The sequence below is a fragment of the Psychrobacter proteolyticus genome (genome assembly GCF_039762275.1).
GTDB lineage: Bacteria > Pseudomonadota > Gammaproteobacteria > Pseudomonadales > Moraxellaceae > Psychrobacter > Psychrobacter proteolyticus_C.
This window is the reverse complement of the sequence record NZ_JBDLOB010000004.1, coordinates 24,742-40,549: the sequence shown is the minus strand read 5'-3', so window position 1 is coordinate 40,549 and position 15,808 is coordinate 24,742. Positions and strand designations below refer to the sequence as shown.

General features: G+C 43.1%; 13 protein-coding genes. 11 read left to right on the top strand and 2 right to left on the bottom strand.

Annotated features, from left to right (window positions below; genetic code table 11):
- Positions 1-17: 17 nt before the first annotated feature.
- The 9 genes from ABFV72_RS07965 to msrB all read left to right on the top strand — a co-directional run bounded on the left by ABFV72_RS07965 (position 18) and on the right by msrB (position 12,421).
- Positions 18-926 (top strand): DNA polymerase III subunit psi, encoded by a 909-nt coding sequence (locus ABFV72_RS07965; protein ID WP_347163097.1) that lies wholly within the window; start codon positions 18-20, stop codon positions 924-926.
- A 92-nt stretch (positions 927-1,018) separates the two neighbouring features.
- Positions 1,019-2,146, top strand: coding sequence for a 3-phosphoserine/phosphohydroxythreonine transaminase (gene serC, locus ABFV72_RS07960; RefSeq protein WP_347163096.1), 1,128 nt, complete (start codon positions 1,019-1,021; stop codon positions 2,144-2,146).
- A 308-nt stretch (positions 2,147-2,454) separates the two neighbouring features.
- Entirely contained in the window at positions 2,455-4,287 is a 1,833-nt protein-coding gene (locus ABFV72_RS07955; RefSeq protein ID WP_347163245.1) for an extracellular solute-binding protein, read from the top strand.
- A 323-nt stretch (positions 4,288-4,610) separates the two neighbouring features.
- Complete coding sequence (gloB, locus tag ABFV72_RS07950) at positions 4,611-5,390, top strand: hydroxyacylglutathione hydrolase (RefSeq protein ID WP_347163095.1); 780 nt, start codon at positions 4,611-4,613, stop codon at positions 5,388-5,390.
- Between the two features lie 85 nt (positions 5,391-5,475).
- The gene (yejB, locus tag ABFV72_RS07945) at positions 5,476-6,546 is read left to right on the top strand and encodes a microcin C ABC transporter permease YejB (protein WP_347163094.1); all 1,071 of its coding nucleotides are present in this window, start codon (positions 5,476-5,478) and stop codon (positions 6,544-6,546) included.
- Positions 6,547-6,608: 62 nt separating this feature from the next.
- The gene (locus ABFV72_RS07940; protein WP_431192090.1) at positions 6,609-7,658 is read left to right on the top strand and encodes an ABC transporter permease; all 1,050 of its coding nucleotides are present in this window, start codon (positions 6,609-6,611) and stop codon (positions 7,656-7,658) included.
- 1 nt (position 7,659) lies between these two features.
- The gene (locus tag ABFV72_RS07935) at positions 7,660-9,339 is read left to right on the top strand and encodes an ABC transporter ATP-binding protein (protein WP_347163093.1); all 1,680 of its coding nucleotides are present in this window, start codon (positions 7,660-7,662) and stop codon (positions 9,337-9,339) included.
- Positions 9,340-9,622: 283 nt separating this feature from the next.
- Positions 9,623-10,927, top strand: a complete 1,305-nt coding sequence (locus ABFV72_RS07930; protein WP_347163092.1) for an iron-containing alcohol dehydrogenase — start codon at positions 9,623-9,625, stop codon at positions 10,925-10,927.
- A gap of 279 nt (positions 10,928-11,206) precedes the next feature.
- The gene (gene msrB, locus ABFV72_RS07925; RefSeq protein WP_347163091.1) at positions 11,207-12,421 is read left to right on the top strand and encodes a peptide-methionine (R)-S-oxide reductase MsrB; all 1,215 of its coding nucleotides are present in this window, start codon (positions 11,207-11,209) and stop codon (positions 12,419-12,421) included.
- A gap of 113 nt (positions 12,422-12,534) precedes the next feature.
- Here the strand turns inward: msrB and folE are convergent, their stop codons facing one another.
- A complete protein-coding gene (gene folE / locus ABFV72_RS07920) occupies positions 12,535-13,131 on the bottom strand; it encodes a GTP cyclohydrolase I FolE (protein ID WP_347163090.1) in 597 nt (198 codons plus the stop codon).
- Between the two features lie 542 nt (positions 13,132-13,673).
- Between folE and ABFV72_RS07915 the strand changes: the two genes are divergently transcribed.
- Both ABFV72_RS07915 and ABFV72_RS07910 read left to right on the top strand, forming a co-directional pair.
- Positions 13,674-14,483 carry an enoyl-ACP reductase FabI gene (locus ABFV72_RS07915; protein WP_101205004.1) on the top strand — a complete coding sequence of 270 codons (810 nt, stop codon included), beginning with the start codon at positions 13,674-13,676 and terminating at the stop codon, positions 14,481-14,483.
- A gap of 134 nt (positions 14,484-14,617) precedes the next feature.
- On the top strand, positions 14,618-15,313 hold the full coding sequence (locus ABFV72_RS07910; protein WP_347163089.1) for a YoaK family protein: 696 nt from the start codon (positions 14,618-14,620) through the stop codon (positions 15,311-15,313).
- Between the two features lie 82 nt (positions 15,314-15,395).
- On the opposite strand, the gene ABFV72_RS07905 is transcribed toward ABFV72_RS07910, so the two are convergent.
- The gene (locus tag ABFV72_RS07905; RefSeq protein ID WP_347163088.1) at positions 15,396-15,557 is read right to left on the bottom strand and encodes a hypothetical protein; all 162 of its coding nucleotides are present in this window, start codon (positions 15,555-15,557) and stop codon (positions 15,396-15,398) included.
- Positions 15,558-15,808 lie beyond the last annotated feature (251 nt).

Below are 15,808 nucleotides of genomic sequence, written 5' to 3'. Positions count from 1 at the left end.
TAGGATAGTAGAGTCGAATGAGTGATACCCAAGACCCGCTAATTGTATTACAGCGCCGTGTACAGCAACGCCAAATTCTAGCGATGATGGGTATCAATCAGTGGGTACAGCCTGTGTCAAAAACCATCAATATGGCTGACATTGCGACAGTTTCGGTTGAGCAATCACATATTGATTCCACTGACATTGAGTCTAACAACAATGAAGTAGCGAGCGCTGGAATTGTAGGCACAGTTGATCAACCGACTGATGGTTATGATATCAGTGATTATAACGCTAGCGACTATGTTACCGATGAGTATGATGCTGATTTGCAAGCTATCACTGAACAGACGACTAGCGAGCAAAGCCCTGTTACTTATAGTTTTGATTCCGTTGATTCAACTACGATTGGCTCAAATACTGTTAGTTCAAGTACTGAGTCTAACTACCATGACATCCCAAGTACTGCATCGAACCAAACTGCTGTAACCTCTACGACTGCCCCTATTGAGCAACCTCAATTCGCGCAGAGTGATTTTCCGCAGAGTATTAGTGATGACAGCATAAATGATGATAGTTTAAAAAAAGTAGTACCATTTGACCTGCAAGGTGGCCGCTATAATGACTGGGTAATATTGGTTGATATCAAAGCGCTAAATAGTGATAGTCAAAAACTATGGCAAAACATTACTCAGGCGCTATCAATCACTTGCGAGACAACATCATTCCCGATTTGTGATGGTATGGATACTGCTGAGCTTGCCAATGCCAGTCTTGCAGGATATATTTTTCGAATTGGCCGAAGCGAAGATATACAAGTTGCTGCACTGACCGCGCTGCCTGATGGCCTTCAACATCCCAATCTGACCACTGTGCCGACATTAGAAGAAATGCTCGCAGACAGTGATGCTAAACGTCAGCTGTGGGAGCAGATATCTCATTGAGTTGTATGAAAATTAACATCAATACCAATGCCTTTATCAACAAACTGAAATAAAAAACATCCTTTTATTTCATCATACCTAGGACTGTGATTATGCCTACAAACCCAACGTCTACAGCAACTGCCACACCGCATCGCCTGCCAAATTTTTGTGCTGGACCTGCTACCATGCCAACAGCCGTATTAGAGCGCGCACAGAGCGAACTGCTTGATTGGCAAGGTCGCGGCCTATCGGTCATGGAAGTCAGTCATCGTAGCAAAGAGTATATGGCCATTACTGACAAAGCGGAAGCTAAGCTACGCACGCTTATGGAGATACCAGATAACTATAAAGTGCTATTTTTGCAAGGTGGCGCAAGTTTGCAGTTTTCTGCGATTCCGTTGAATCTGTTAAATGGCGGACGCGGTGACTATTTGACGACTGGTGCATGGTCAGGTAAAGCAATCAAAGAAGCCAAGCGCTATGAAGCATTGGGTTTGGGCGAAATTAACCTAGTTGCGACTGGTAAAGAGAATAACTTTACTGACGTACCAGCGCAAAGCGATTGGAATATCAGTGAAGACGCGGCTTACTTTCATTACTGTGCCAATGAGACAATTCATGGCCTACAGATATTTGAGCCACCACAAGTAGATGCACCAATCATTGCTGATATGTCATCTTGTATCTTGTCGCAGCCGATAGATGTGTCTAAATTTGGCATGATCTACGCGGGTGCGCAGAAAAACATCGGTCCTGCAGGTCTAGTCATTGTCATTATCCGTGAGGATTTGATGGGGCAGGCAAGTGAATGGTGTCCTATGCTGCTGAATTATGAGCATCAAGCTGACAAAGAGTCTATGTCTAACACGCCAGCGACGTATTCTTGGTACTTAGCAGGGCTAGTGTTTGATTGGTTGGAAGAGCAGGGCGGTGTAGCTGCTATCGGTAAAATCAATCAGCAAAAAGCTGACTTACTTTATAAGACAATCGATGAGAGCAGTTTTTATAATAATCCAGTAGATTCTAAATATCGTTCTATCATGAATGTGCCGTTTACTTTAGCAGACAGCAACCTTGATAAAGTATTCTTAGAAGAGTCAGAAAAAGCTGGCTTGTTAAATCTAAAAGGTCATCGTGACGTAGGTGGTATGCGAGCCAGTATCTACAATGCCGTACCACTTGAATGGGTACAGCAGCTGGTTGACTTTATGATTGCCTTTGAAAAAAAGCACGCCTAAGCAAAATAATAACGGCTAGCGTATAAAGTCTTGCTATATAAAATGTAAATCAAGAAAGGCGCAACTGATCATGGTTGTGCCTTTTTTATATGTATAAGCAGACAGTTTGGTCGTGCTAGCGCGTAGTAATAATGGTTTGCCACGGATATGACTTAATGCTATCACCATTAAGTCATATCCGTGGCAAACCATTAGGTTAAAAAACCTAAGTTTGTTATGATAAAATTTTGCTATAACGCTGTTTTGCTGTCAGGCTTTACGTTTTGATATTTATATTGGTTAGCATAGAGGTTTGTTATAACGTCATGATAGTAAAAAACGCCCTGTTAAAAGCCATGTTGCTAACCATCACCGTCAGTTGGATACCGAGCAGTATCGCTGCACCTATCACGACGACCGCGCTTGGTCACAATAGCCCCACTGAGTACATCGATGCACCTTACTTACCTTATGCCAATCCAAAAGCGCCATCAGGGGGCACGCTTTCTCTAGATGCTCGCGGTACGTTTAATAGCGCCAACAAATGGATGACCACGGGTGTCGCGATGATTGGCACAGACTATCTGTATGATACTTTAATGACTGGCTCATTGAATGAAGCTTTTACCATGTATCCGCAGCTGGCAAGTAAAGTGACATATGATCCAGATGATACGAGCTGGATTATTTATCATCTCAATCCTAATGCTCGTTTTTGGGATGGGTCGGGTGTGACCAGTCGCGATGTAAAAGCAACTTTTGAGGCGATATTGAACAAAGGCCCCATGTATATTCGCAGTTATCTAAGTGATATCAAAGACATCCAAATCATTAATGATCAACAAGTAAAGTTTGTCTTTGCATCTGCTGAAAACAAAGAGATTTTACTGACCGTTGGGCAGTTTCCTATTTTTGCCAAATCTTCTATTGATACCGATTTTGAGAAAATCAGTCTGTCACCATTGATGGGTAGCGGTCCTTATAAATTGGGACGCGTCGATGCGGGACGTTCGGTAAGTTATATACGTGATCCCAATTATTGGGGGCGTGATTTGATGGTCAATCGTGGCCGCTACAACTTTGATATGATCAAGTTTGTTTATTATCAAAGTGATGAGATTGCATTTGAAGGTTTTAAATCTGGTCAATACCGTTTTCGCCCCGAAAATAAAGCATCGAACTGGGTGACTGGATATAATTTCCCTGCAGTCAAAGCAGGGCTTATCCAAAAAGAGACGATAACCAGCCAAAATCCAGTACCGATGCAAGCATTGGTGATGAATTTGCGCCGTCCAATCTTTCAGGATATCAAAGTTCGCCAAGCACTGACGGCTGCTTATGATTTTGAATGGATGAATAAAACCCTATTTCATGGGCAATATGAACGCTTGCAAAGCTTCTTTCATGGCTCAGAACTTGCCGCAACGGGTACGCCATCTGATGCAGAGATGCAGGTATTGACGCCGTTATTATCTGAGCTTGAACCGATTCAGCGTAAAGCAACATTAGCAGAGTGGCAGTTACCCACCAGCGATGGTAATGGTTTTAATCGTCAAGGGTTATTAGAAGCGCGTAAGCTATTGTTAGAGGCTGGGTTTTATTATGAAGATATGAAGCTGTATCAGCCTGATGGAGCGTTGGCTCAGATTGAAGTGCTCATGACAGGGGAGACTATGGGGCGTGTATTACTGCCTTATATTCGCAACCTAAAACGCTTGGGGTTTGATGTGTCTTTGCGCCAAGTGGATGGCCCACAATACTATGAGCGTATGCGCCGTTTCGACTATGATATGGTCGTTGATGTCTTTGCCCAAAGCCTGTCTCCTGGCGCTGAGCAAGCGGCATTTTGGGGCAGTGCTGCGGCTGATGAGCCGGGCAACCACAATAGCGTTGGCATCAAAAACGTTGCCATTGATCAGGTGGTCAAATCACTTGGTAATGCCAAAAATCGCGACGATATCATGTTGTACACACAGGTGCTTGATCGCTTGCTGCGCGCCGGTCATTATGTCGTACCCTTGTATGGCAAACCTGGCACCAACGTCGCTTATTGGGATCAATACCGTCATACTGAAAATCTACCATCCAATGCCGTCGGTATCGACTATTGGTGGGTGGATAAAGAGGCGGAAGGGCGTATCAATAAGTATTTAAAGCAATAAACAGTATTTACTATAAAGTTTGACCTTGTAACAACGGACAGCTGAGCCTATATGCTGTTTTATCAAATATATGCTGTTGCTATCAAATAACAGTTAGATTAGGGCGTGTCCTCATTTTAAAAATGGTGATAAAAATGAGATAAATTGCCGTCAAACGAGGAAAATAGTGCAGATAATATCGAGATATTGACCAACTATTTGACGATGTTTGGCAAAATTTAGCTGTTTTTAGCTCATTTAGAGGACACTCGTTTGAATTGAGTACACGCCCTAGATAATTCAAAATAACACGCAACAAAAATAACTACCGGTAAGGATTTAACATGAGTATCCGTATTCACCCAATCAAAGCATTTAGCGATAACTATATCTGGACATTGATTAATGAAAATAATAAGCAGGCGATTGTCATTGATCCAGGTCAAGCCCAGCCGGTCATTGATTATCTAGAAACGCATGAGCTTGAGCTAACCTCGATTTGGACGACTCACCATCATCATGATCATATCGGCGGCGTCGCAGAGTTACAGGAATCGTATCCGATGACTCATCTGGTTGCGCATAGTGAGCATGGCGTCGATGAAGATCAAACTATCAAAGATGGTAGCACGGTGAGCGCATGGGGCTGCTCTGCGCAAGTCTGGGATGTGTCAGGGCATACCGCTAGCCATATGGCTTATATCTTAGATATCGATGGGCAAAAGCACTGCTTCTGCGGTGATACGTTGTTTAGTGCAGGTTGCGGGCGTGTCTTTACTGGTACGATTGAGCAATTGCATGAGAGCTTTAAGCGTTTGAACGGCTTGCCTCATGAGGCGCTACTGTATCCGGCACATGAATATACGGCCAGTAACCTACGTTTTGGTCTGTCTATTGAACCTGACAACGAAGCGATGCAGCAAGCATTAGCACGAGCAGAGGCGCAAACTGAGCAAGGCATGGCAACGCTACCAGTGACACTAGAGCATGAGCGCGCGATAAATGTGTTTTTACGTACACAAGAGCCAAGTGTAATCGCAGGAGTGAAATCCAAAATGTTTATCGATGATGAGAAGTCATTGACGGTATTTGCAGCGTTACGTGAGCTGAAAAACAACTTTTAAAAAATGCTTTTGTGTACTGCTTCAACAAAAATCAATTCGCTGCTGAACGTCATTGCCCTCTCTCTTTATTTAGGAAGTCGCCATTATGGGTCGTTATATCTTAAAAAGACTACTACTGATATTGCCGACGCTATTTTTGATATTGCTTGCCAATTTTGTGATCGTGCAAGCAGCACCGGGTGGGCCTGTTGAGCAGCAGCTGGCACTTATTGAGCAGGGCGCAAAGGACAATGCGCTTGGTGGTAATATTGGTGCGGGCAGTGCAGGTGGCAACGACAGCACTTATCAAGGCACGCGTGGCCTCTCTGAGGAGATGGTCGCCGCAATCAATGCCCAATATGGCTTTGATAAATCTGCTCCAGAGCGGTTTTGGCTCATGCTAAAAAACTATGTACGGCTGGATTTTGGTGAGTCGTTTTTTAAAGGTCAATCAGTGACCGATCTCATCGTAGAGAAATTACCAGTCTCGATATCGCTTGGACTATGGAGTACGCTGCTCATCTATATGATTGCCATTCCATTAGGGGTTTATAAAGCGATGCATCATGGCTCAGGCATTGATAAAGCCACGGCTATGTTGCTGGCGATCGGACATGCGATACCTGTGTTTGTCTTTGCAGTGATTTTACTGGTTTTCTTTGCAGGTGGCAGCTATTGGAATATCTTTCCATTACAAGGGCTGACGTCCGAAAATTTTGATCAGCTAAGTGCGCTTGGTAAAGTAAAAGATTATTTTTGGCATTTGGCGTTACCTTTACTGGCAAGTACTGTAGGCGGTTTTGCAGGTTTGACCTATTTGACCAAATTCAGCTTTTTAGAGGAGCTTGGCAAGCAGTATGTACTCACTGCTCGTGCTAAAGGCTTAGGTGAGCGTCAGGTGCTATATGGCCATGTGTTTCGCAATGCGATGTTGATTATCATTGCCGGTATTCCAGCCGCTATTGTTGGTATCTTCTTTGCGGGTAATTTTTTGATTGAAATTATCTTTAAACTAGATGGCCTAGGCTTGTTAGGTTTTGAAGCCATTCAACAACGCGATTATCCAGTGATATTTGGCACACTATTTATCTTTACCTTAGTGGGGCTGCTACTGCAATTAATCAGTGATTTGAGTTATCACTTAATTGACCCTCGTATTGATTTTGAGGGGCGCTAATGTCAAATAATCAACCTTCATCAAAGAGCAGTCCTATTAATAGCGAACCAGATAAAGCGCCAATGCCTGAGCAGCTATCTACCACAAAAAAGCAACGCTTGAACCCTATCTGGCAAGCGCGTTTAAATCGCTTTCGCCAAAATAGACTTGGGGTGATATCACTGTTTGTTTTCGCAGTGATATTTGTTATTTGTATGGCAGCTAACGTCATTGCCAACGACAAACCCTTACTAGTGCAGTATCAAGGCGATTATTACTTTCCGGTATTAAAGGCCTATCCTGAAACGACGTTTGGCGGTGTATTTGAGACCGAAACCAATTATAAAGACCCTGCAGTGCAGTCGCTGATTGATGAGCAAGGGTTTTATATAATGCCGCTTATTCCGTTTGCCGACCAGACGCCGAATGTCGAGCTTGGTCTACCTTATCCAGCAGCACCCAATGCTCAAAACTGGCTTGGTACGGATGATATGGGGCGTGATGTGCTGGCACGGATACTTTATGGTATGCGAGTGTCGTTACTGTTTGGTCTGGCCTTGACGCTTGCGGGCGCACTGATTGGGATCATCGTCGGTGCGGTACAAGGCTATTATGGCGGCTGGGTAGATCTGGCAGGACAGCGATTTATGGAAGTATGGGGCGGTATGCCTCAGCTATTTATGATTATTATTTTGGTCAGTCTGTTTAGTCCTAGCATTATTATGCTGTTCGCCATGATGCTGTTGTTCGGCTGGATGGGTCTAGTCGGTTTGGTACGGGCAGAGTTTTTGCGAGCCCGCAACTTTGATTATGTGCGAGCTGCACGCAATTTAGGTGTTTCGGACAGCCAAATCATGCTCAGACATATCTTACCCAATGCGTTAGCTTCTAGCTTATCGCAGTTGCCATTTATTTTAACGGCTAATATTATCGCTTTAACTGCGCTGGATTTCTTGGGATATGGATTGCCGCCTGGCTCGCCGTCTCTTGGTGAGCTGATGGTACAAGGGAAGAACAACCTTGATGCACCTTGGCTTGCTTTGTCAGGATTCTTTAGTTTGACCTTTATTTTGTCATTGCTCATCTTCGTTGGCGAAGCACTGCGTGATGCGTTTGATCCGAGGCGTTCTTAATATGACTAAAAATATTGTCGCCACCAAGCAACACAACGCGCCAAATGAAAGCCCTAATCGTGCACAAGATAAGCTTATGCTAACCGTAGATAAGCTCACTATCACGACGACTACAGGCGTCCAGTTAGTCGATGCGCTGTCTTATGAGTTAAGACAAGGGCAAACCTTGGCCATCGTTGGTGAGTCAGGCTCTGGTAAATCGATTGCCAGTCTTGCGCTACTAGGGCTGTTACCAGATAGCCTCACCGTTACTGGTGAGGTGCAGCTGGCAAGTACAACAGGCATGTCGACCTTGTCCATAGCAAATGATAAGACGCGTAATGCGGCATTGCGGTCTATTCGTGGACAGCGTATCGGTATGGTGTTTCAAGAGCCAATGACCGCATTAAACCCGTTACATACGGTCGCCAAACAAATCGCTGAATCGTTGCGTCTAGTTGGTGTAGCTAAGAAGCAATGGCGAGAAACCAGTATCGCTTTGCTAAATGATGTCAATATTGCAGATCCTGCTGACAAGTTGAACCGTTACCCACATGAGTTATCAGGTGGTCAGCGTCAGCGAGTGATGATTGCCATGGCATTGGCTCAGCAGCCTGATATTTTAATTGCTGATGAGCCAACGACTGCGCTCGATGTTACCTTACAGCATGAGATTTTGACGCTACTAGATGATCTCAAGCGCAAGCACAATATGGCGATGATACTAATCAGTCATGATCTCAATCTGGTCAAGCGCTATAGTGATGAGGTTATCGTTATGCGCCAAGGTCAAACGATTGAACAGGGTAAAACGTCTGTGGTATTTGATCAGCCTAAGGCCGATTATACTCGCACACTTATCAAGCAAGACTTTGGGCAAGCATTAACCATAGAAGACGATAACGCAGATAAACAACCAAGCATATTAGAAGTGAAGCGCCTTAACGTACAGTTCCCAATTGAAAAAGGTCTGTTTGGTGGTACCAAGCGCTGGTTCGATGCGGTCAAAGATGTTGATATGACACTGCAAAAAGGTCAGGCATTGGGTATCGTCGGTGAGTCTGGCTCCGGTAAAACCACCATTGCGCTGGCGCTTAGCCAACTACTGAGCAACCAAGCATGTGTAAATGGGCAGATAGTGGTCAATGATCAAGATATCTCAGCATTGTCCAAAAAAGCGCTACGTAACTTTCGTTCGCAGATACAGATGGTATTTCAAGATCCATTTGCCAGTATTAATCCACGTATGACGGTCATGCAAATCGTGGAAGAAGGGCTGCTGGTACAAGGCGTGGATAAAGTCGCTCGTCAGCAAGCGGTGCTAGACAGCCTTGCTACGGTACATTTACCTTTATCATTTGCGCAGCGTTATCCGCACGAGCTGTCAGGTGGTCAGCGTCAACGCGTGGCACTGGCGCGTGCACTCATTATGAAACCAAGCTTACTTATATTAGATGAGCCGACCTCTGCGCTCGATAGTACCACACAGGTAACAGTAGTTAGTTTGTTACGTGAAATCCAAGAAAAACTGCAAGTCAGCTATGTCTTTATCAGTCATGATCTCAAAGTAGTACGTGCTTTATGTCAGCATATCATGGTGTTAAAACAAGGCACTTGCGTAGAGTCTGGACGTACCGAAGATCTCTTTAATCACCCACAACATACTTACACTCAGCAACTGTTAAAGGCAAGTACTGACTAGTTTGAACGACTTACTGTAGTCACTGAGACTGATCAGTCAAACTAAGCGACTAAATCAAGCGGCTTGGTATAAAATTGACACATTGCAGTTCATAATAATAGCGACATATTGAAAAAAGCAGTGGTACAATAATTTTAGAGAGCTGCCCATTTTATAATGCTGTGATACGTATCTTTATACATTCTGGCGCTCGTAAATTAGTAATATTTAACTGGCTGGCAAAAACGGTCTTTAACGGTCTCTATTGTAGTTAAAACCATCATTAAAAAGGATTTTTGTGCTCATGAAAACACAAAACAGTATTACTAAATTGGTAAAGAACAACAGCTTGCAGCATGCTGGTTATTTGGCTGTGGCTAAGACTCGGGCAAAGGTATTAAAAGCAGTCTCTTATGTGATACCTATCAGAAGACCAATGCTCTTTGTCGGTGATACTGCCTGTGATGAGCTATGCGATATGCTTATCAATGAAGGCAATACCAATGTGTTTATCGTCACGGATACAGTGCTCAACAAACTGGGTATACCTGCAAAAGTTACCGATTATCTAGATGCGAAAAATATCAGTTATCACATCTATGATGGTATTACGCCAGATCCTACTTTTAAAGTAGTTGAAGAAGGGCTCCGTCAGTCTATAGAAGCCAATTGTGACTCTATCGTAGCCATTGGCGGCGGCTCAGTGATTGATGCAGCCAAAATGATAGCCATGTCTCAAGGCAATAAATGCAAGCCCAAACAGCTAATCGGTATTCTTAAGGCAAGAAAGCCTGCGACCCCGCTATACTGCGTACCAACGACAGCTGGCACGGGTTCAGAAGCGACGCTTGGCGCAGTAGTATCGGATGATAAAACACATCAAAAAGCATTGTCTATCGACCCAAGAATGGTACCGCTAGCCGCAGCGATTGACCCAGTTATTATGAAAGGTATGCCAGCCCATATTACAGCAGATACTGGTATTGATGTATTGACCCATGCCTTAGAAGCATGGATGAGTGCTAATGCCAGCGTAGAGACAGATTATTATGCAGCCTCTGCCGTAAAATCTGTCATGCACTATCTACCACTAGCTTATAAAGACGGTGGCAATCTAAAAGCAAGGGAAGAGATGGGTATTGCCGCTCATTACGGCGGAATTGCCTTTAACAAAGCAGGTCTGGGTTATGTGCATGCTATCGCGCATCAGTTAGGCGCTTACTATAGTATTCCGCATGGCCGTGCCAATGCCATCGTGTTGCCTTATGTGCTTGACGTCAATCGCAAAGCGAGCAAAAAAAGGCTGGCTGCACTGGTGAAAAGAACCGGTATGGTACAGGATGGTCAAGCATCTAATGGCGATAGTGAGATAGCAGATCACCTTATCACGCAAGTTAGAGACTTGATTGCAGATCTAAATATTGATCCAACTGTCAATGGTATGCAAACTAGCAACTTTGATGATATTGCAAAGGCAGCTGCAAAAGAGGTCAGCGATACTTATGCCGTGCCAACTTATCTATCAGCCGCTGAAATCAAGGAAATTCTAACGAAGATTAAGCAGGCTAGTGATGAACGTGCTGATAGTAATAATGAAACAGCGTCATAGTTTTTTATAGAGCTAGTGATATTAAAATAAAAAAGTCTATTACTCTTTGGAGGATGGGCTTTTTTAATGCATTGAGATAATAAAGCTTCTGTCTTATTTTCATAGTTAATTCATACTAAAATATATAATCGTTATCAAACAATCGTTTAATTTATCTTGTGATTACACTCAGTTGCTAAAAAATATCTTAATAAACTGTAAATATATAACAGTATAGGAATGTTTCAGTGATACAAAAGCGTTAGGATATTTAAAGGACATTACGCTTAGGAGATTTTTATGAATCGCATATTACCATCTAAAATTATAGGGTTAGTTATCATAGCGAGTAGTGCGATTTACGCAGGCTGCGCATCAACTGAAAACAGCTCTACTGTAAAGAATACAACTGCCGCTAACCCATATGCACCGACTACGCCAGGACTGGCAGTAGCCACGGTAGCGGGTGGGTGTTTTTGGTGTGTTGAAGCAGGTTATGAAAAAATCCCTGGCGTGGTAGAAGTCGTGTCTGGCTATACGGGTGGCACCGTTGAAAACCCAACCTACAAGCAGGTGTCGGCAGGTGGTACTGGGCATACCGAGGCAGCGCAGGTGTATTATGATCCTAAGAAGATTACTTACAATGGCATAGTACAGGCGCTATGGAGAATCGCTGATCCTACTGATGATAAAGGGCAGTATGTTGATCGCGGCACACAGTACCGTCCAGCGATTTTCTATAACAATGCGCAAGAAAAGCAAATCGCAGAAGCGGCTAAGCAATCACTGCAAGCATCTGGCGTGTATGATAAACCAGTAGTGATCGAGATTGTTCCTGCTAGCACTTTTTATCCTGCTGAAGAGTATCATCAAGATTACTATAAAAAGAACCCGATACGCTATAAAGCCTATACCTTCAATTCTGGTCGTTATCAGTTTATCGAGAGTGTCTATGGTAAAAACTACGAGCTTGATTTTAGTCAGTTTACGCCCGAAGCAGATAGCACACAGCAAGTGACGCCAAATAACACATCAGATAGCAAAGTAAGCAAAGGTTTTAACCCAGATACATTTGTAAAACCTTCACAAGATGCGCTAAAGAAGTCCCTTAGTGATATTCAGTACAAAGTCACTCAAAAAGAAGGTACTGAGCGTGCCTTTGATAATGAGTACTGGGATAACAAAGAGCCTGGATTGTATGTAGACGTCGTATCTGGTGAACCACTGTATTCTTCGCGTGATAAATATAAATCTGGTACGGGTTGGCCGAGCTTTACTCGCCCATTGGATACGAGCTTAGTGGTTGAAAAGCCAGATCGAGGAATATTTGGGACTCGTACTGAAATTCGTAGTCGTTACGCGGACTCACACGTAGGCCATGTATTTGACGACGGTCCAGCACCGACAGGCAAGCGCTATTGCATGAATTCAGCAGCGCTTCGCTTTATCCCACTTGCAGAGATGGAAGCTGCTGGTTATGGTGATTGGGTAGATGATGTAAAACCAGTTAGTTAGTATTGATTTGCTAAAACTTGAAATCTTACTTAGTATAGTTAAACCAAAAAAAGGACGCATTAGCGTCCTTTTTTTGTCTTACTTTCAAGCGTTTAGCTCAGATTTACAAGTGTTTAAAACGCTGGCTGACGCTTAGGTACCGCACCCAAAAATTCATTACGGGCTTGATTGTTGTGTTGATATTCACCAAGCATCGCGGTACTACGCGTGGTTGAATGTTGTTTGCTAACACCGCGCATCATCATACACATATGCGATGCATCCATGACGACTGCGACGCCGCGGCAGCCAGTAACATCCATAATGGTCTGTGCAATCTGCTCACTTAGGTTTTCTTGTATTTGCAAACGGCGGGCAAACATATCAACGATACGGGCAAATTTTGACAGTCCCAGTACTTGGCCGTCAGGTAAGTAGCCGATATGAGCGACACCATGGAACGGTAGCATATGATGCTCACACAGTGAATAAAACTCAATGTTCTGTACCAGTACCAGCTCGCGATTCGCTGATGGAAACACAGCATCATTGACCACTTCATCTATACTTTGATGATAGCCTTGGGTCAGATGGGCAAAAGCTTTTGCAGCACGTACAGGCGTATCTAGCAAACCCGGACGATCTAAGTCTTCGCCAGTTGAAGCAATCAGTTGGCGATAAGATTCGGTACTTTCTTTATAATCTGGGGTTACGATGGGGGTGTTACTCATAAGTTTGGCAGCCATCCAAAATGTGGGTGTAGCTTAACGTTGAATCCTATCATGTGAGGATTCTTATAAAAATTGTGCAAGCTGGGAAGGGCTGTGATTATACTCGAAATCTGCTGAACTTCATACTGCTGTGGCTAGCAGTTGAGTCTTTAATCAATAAAGGGGTGCTTGGTACTTAATCGAAACAATTGTAGTGTTAATATTCGAAGTGCGATTTTTTCATAAAATAAGCAAACTACTATAGTCTGAGTATTTTATCTTTAAGCGTTGATGCTAAAATGCAATTTAATAACTCACGAAAAACTCTCACTGTCGATACTACTTCAAGTGATAAACTGCCATATAGTCATTTTGACGTTATTAGTTGTTTATATCAGTCAATCCAATAACAAGAATCAAATACAGTTTACGACTGTTTACTTAAATTAATTCGTGTATAATAACTCATCTTTTCATTTGTACTATTTAGTAGTCTCAATCTTCTAATTACTCTAAATAAATTCTTATTCTAAATCATCTCGATTGATTCAAAAGGAAATTTTATGCTATTGCAAGGACAACGATTTGTCGTAACTGGCATCGCAAGTAAACTCTCTATCGCTTGGGCTATCGCAGAAGCGCTGCACCGCGAAGGGGCTTCACTAATCCTGACTTACCCGAATGACAAAATCAAAAAACGCGTCGATATGGCCGCTGAAAAATTTGAAGCAGATTTGGTTCTAGAATGTGACGTAGCTTCTGATGAGTCAATTGCTGCGTGCTTTGAGCAAGTAACTGCCCATTGGGGTGATGGTATTGATGGTGTGGTACATGCCATTGGATTTGCACCGATGGATCAGCTAGATGGTGACTTTGTGAATGCCACTACGCGTGAAGGCAGCCACATCGCGCATGACATCTCTAGCTATAGCTTTGTTGCATTGGCAAAAGCAGCTCGTGAATTACTAGCGATGCGCCATGGTTCTATGTTGACATTGACCTATGAAGGCAGCATTTCAGTATTGCCAAACTACAATGTCATGGGTATGGCAAAAGCCAGTTTAGAAGCCAGCGTTCGTTATTTAGCAACGTCTATGGGCGGTGAAGGTATCCGTGTTAATGCGATATCTGCAGGTCCTATCCGCACGCTAGCGGCTAGTGGCATTAAATCTTTCCGTAAAATGCTCGATATCAGCGAAAAAATTGCGCCACTACAACGCAACATCACACAGACAGAAGTAGGTAACGCCGCATTGTTCCTATTGTCACCTTGGGCATCTGGTATCACAGGTGAGATTATGTTCGTTGATGCAGGCTTTAATACAGTAGCTATCAGCGAGCAGTTGATGATGCTTGATGAACCAGCACAGTAATTGTTATAGATGATTCGTTTGATAATAGAAAAGACAGCCAATTGGCTGTCTTTTCTATTTATACTATGAGTCTTTTTGGCTACGTGCTTTTTTAGCAATGCGCCTTTTTAGCTGCGTGCCTTTGGACGAGGGATATGATAACCAAGTTACCAAAGTGGATACTATGGGGCGGGGCGGTATTGGCATTTAGTGCTGGTTGCGTGAATACGACGGCATTAATGGGATTTGCCAATTTATCAGTGTCGCATGTCACGGGCAATGTAAGCTTGTTTGCTGCGGCTATCGCTCATTCAGACGCGCGTAGTATTTTATATATTGGTACCTTGTTGCTGTCCTTTTTGGCAGGGGCTATACTAAGCGGCTTTGTCATTGGACAGACATCATTGAAACTCGGTCGTCGTTATGGGCGAGCGCTATATTTAGAAGCAGCACTACTGTTGGTTAGCTATTGGTTGTATCAGCAGCATGACTACTTAGGGCAATTAGCAGCAGCAATGACATGTGGATTGCAGAACGCGATGGTGGCAACTTATAGTGGGGCAGTCATTCGTACCACTCACTTGACAGGGCTGACCTCAGACATGGGTGCAGCAATCGGTAACTGGCTTGCTGGTCGCTCTATTAGTAAGCCAACCTTAGGGTTCCAAGCCATTATCTGGTATTGCTTTTGTGGTGGTAGCGCAGTAGGTGCTTTCTTGTTTGCAAAAGTTAGCTATGATGCTTTGTTCGTTCCCATCGCCATTGTGTCGACAGCAGCATTTGTATACAACTATGTCTCAGATCATTTGCCAGAGGTTAGAGAACCGAAAAAAGATAGGCGCTTATCATAGTGATAAACGCCTATCTTTTTTGTTTGTACTAGATAAACATAATCTACTTAAAAATGAAGATAAATGTCATTGTTAATGAGATTTATTTTCTATCTTCTTCATGATCTTCATGTTCATGCATACCTTGCATCATATCTAATACAGAGTCGTCAGTACGCTGTTGATCTTTTTTGGCCAACCCATCTTGGTTAATGTCTTTTGGTGCCATTTTGGTGGTTGCATCAGTTTTATTTGCGTCTGTCATAAAGTTATTCCTTTTGTTTTTATTGATAATTTTCTATTCAACCTTTTGATTATGTTGTATCAGTTTTTGCTTGTATAGCCCTAAATGATGAATGTTTAGAGGCTTTATGTAATTTTTATAAATCAGGGTCTGTATGAAAAGCAGTGAGAGAGCCGTTGTTCAAAAATAAAATTAGTCGAAGGGTAACGGCTATTGACAAATCAAACAGATAAACTAAAGAAACAAAATTACTCAGATTGTATTCATACATA

What these genes read in the sequence shown, in the direction of transcription:
- ABFV72_RS07965 (WP_347163097.1), top strand. Translation starts at nt 18, where the DNA reads ATGAGTGATACCCAAGACCCGCTAATTGTATTACAGCGCCGTGTACAG.
- serC (WP_347163096.1), top strand. Translation starts at nt 1,019, where the DNA reads ATGCCTACAAACCCAACGTCTACAGCAACTGCCACACCGCATCGCCTG.
- gloB (WP_347163095.1), top strand. Translation starts at nt 4,611, where the DNA reads ATGAGTATCCGTATTCACCCAATCAAAGCATTTAGCGATAACTATATC.
- yejB (WP_347163094.1), top strand. Translation starts at nt 5,476, where the DNA reads ATGGGTCGTTATATCTTAAAAAGACTACTACTGATATTGCCGACGCTA.
- ABFV72_RS07940 (WP_431192090.1), top strand. Translation starts at nt 6,609, where the DNA reads ATGCCTGAGCAGCTATCTACCACAAAAAAGCAACGCTTGAACCCTATC.
- ABFV72_RS07935 (WP_347163093.1), top strand. Translation starts at nt 7,660, where the DNA reads ATGACTAAAAATATTGTCGCCACCAAGCAACACAACGCGCCAAATGAA.
- ABFV72_RS07930 (WP_347163092.1), top strand. Translation starts at nt 9,623, where the DNA reads ATGAAAACACAAAACAGTATTACTAAATTGGTAAAGAACAACAGCTTG.
- msrB (WP_347163091.1), top strand. Translation starts at nt 11,207, where the DNA reads ATGAATCGCATATTACCATCTAAAATTATAGGGTTAGTTATCATAGCG.
- folE (WP_347163090.1), bottom strand. Translation starts at nt 13,131, where the DNA reads ATGAGTAACACCCCCATCGTAACCCCAGATTATAAAGAAAGTACCGAA.
- ABFV72_RS07915 (WP_101205004.1), top strand. Translation starts at nt 13,674, where the DNA reads ATGCTATTGCAAGGACAACGATTTGTCGTAACTGGCATCGCAAGTAAA.
- ABFV72_RS07910 (WP_347163089.1), top strand. Translation starts at nt 14,618, where the DNA reads ATGATAACCAAGTTACCAAAGTGGATACTATGGGGCGGGGCGGTATTG.
- ABFV72_RS07905 (WP_347163088.1), bottom strand. Translation starts at nt 15,557, where the DNA reads ATGACAGACGCAAATAAAACTGATGCAACCACCAAAATGGCACCAAAA.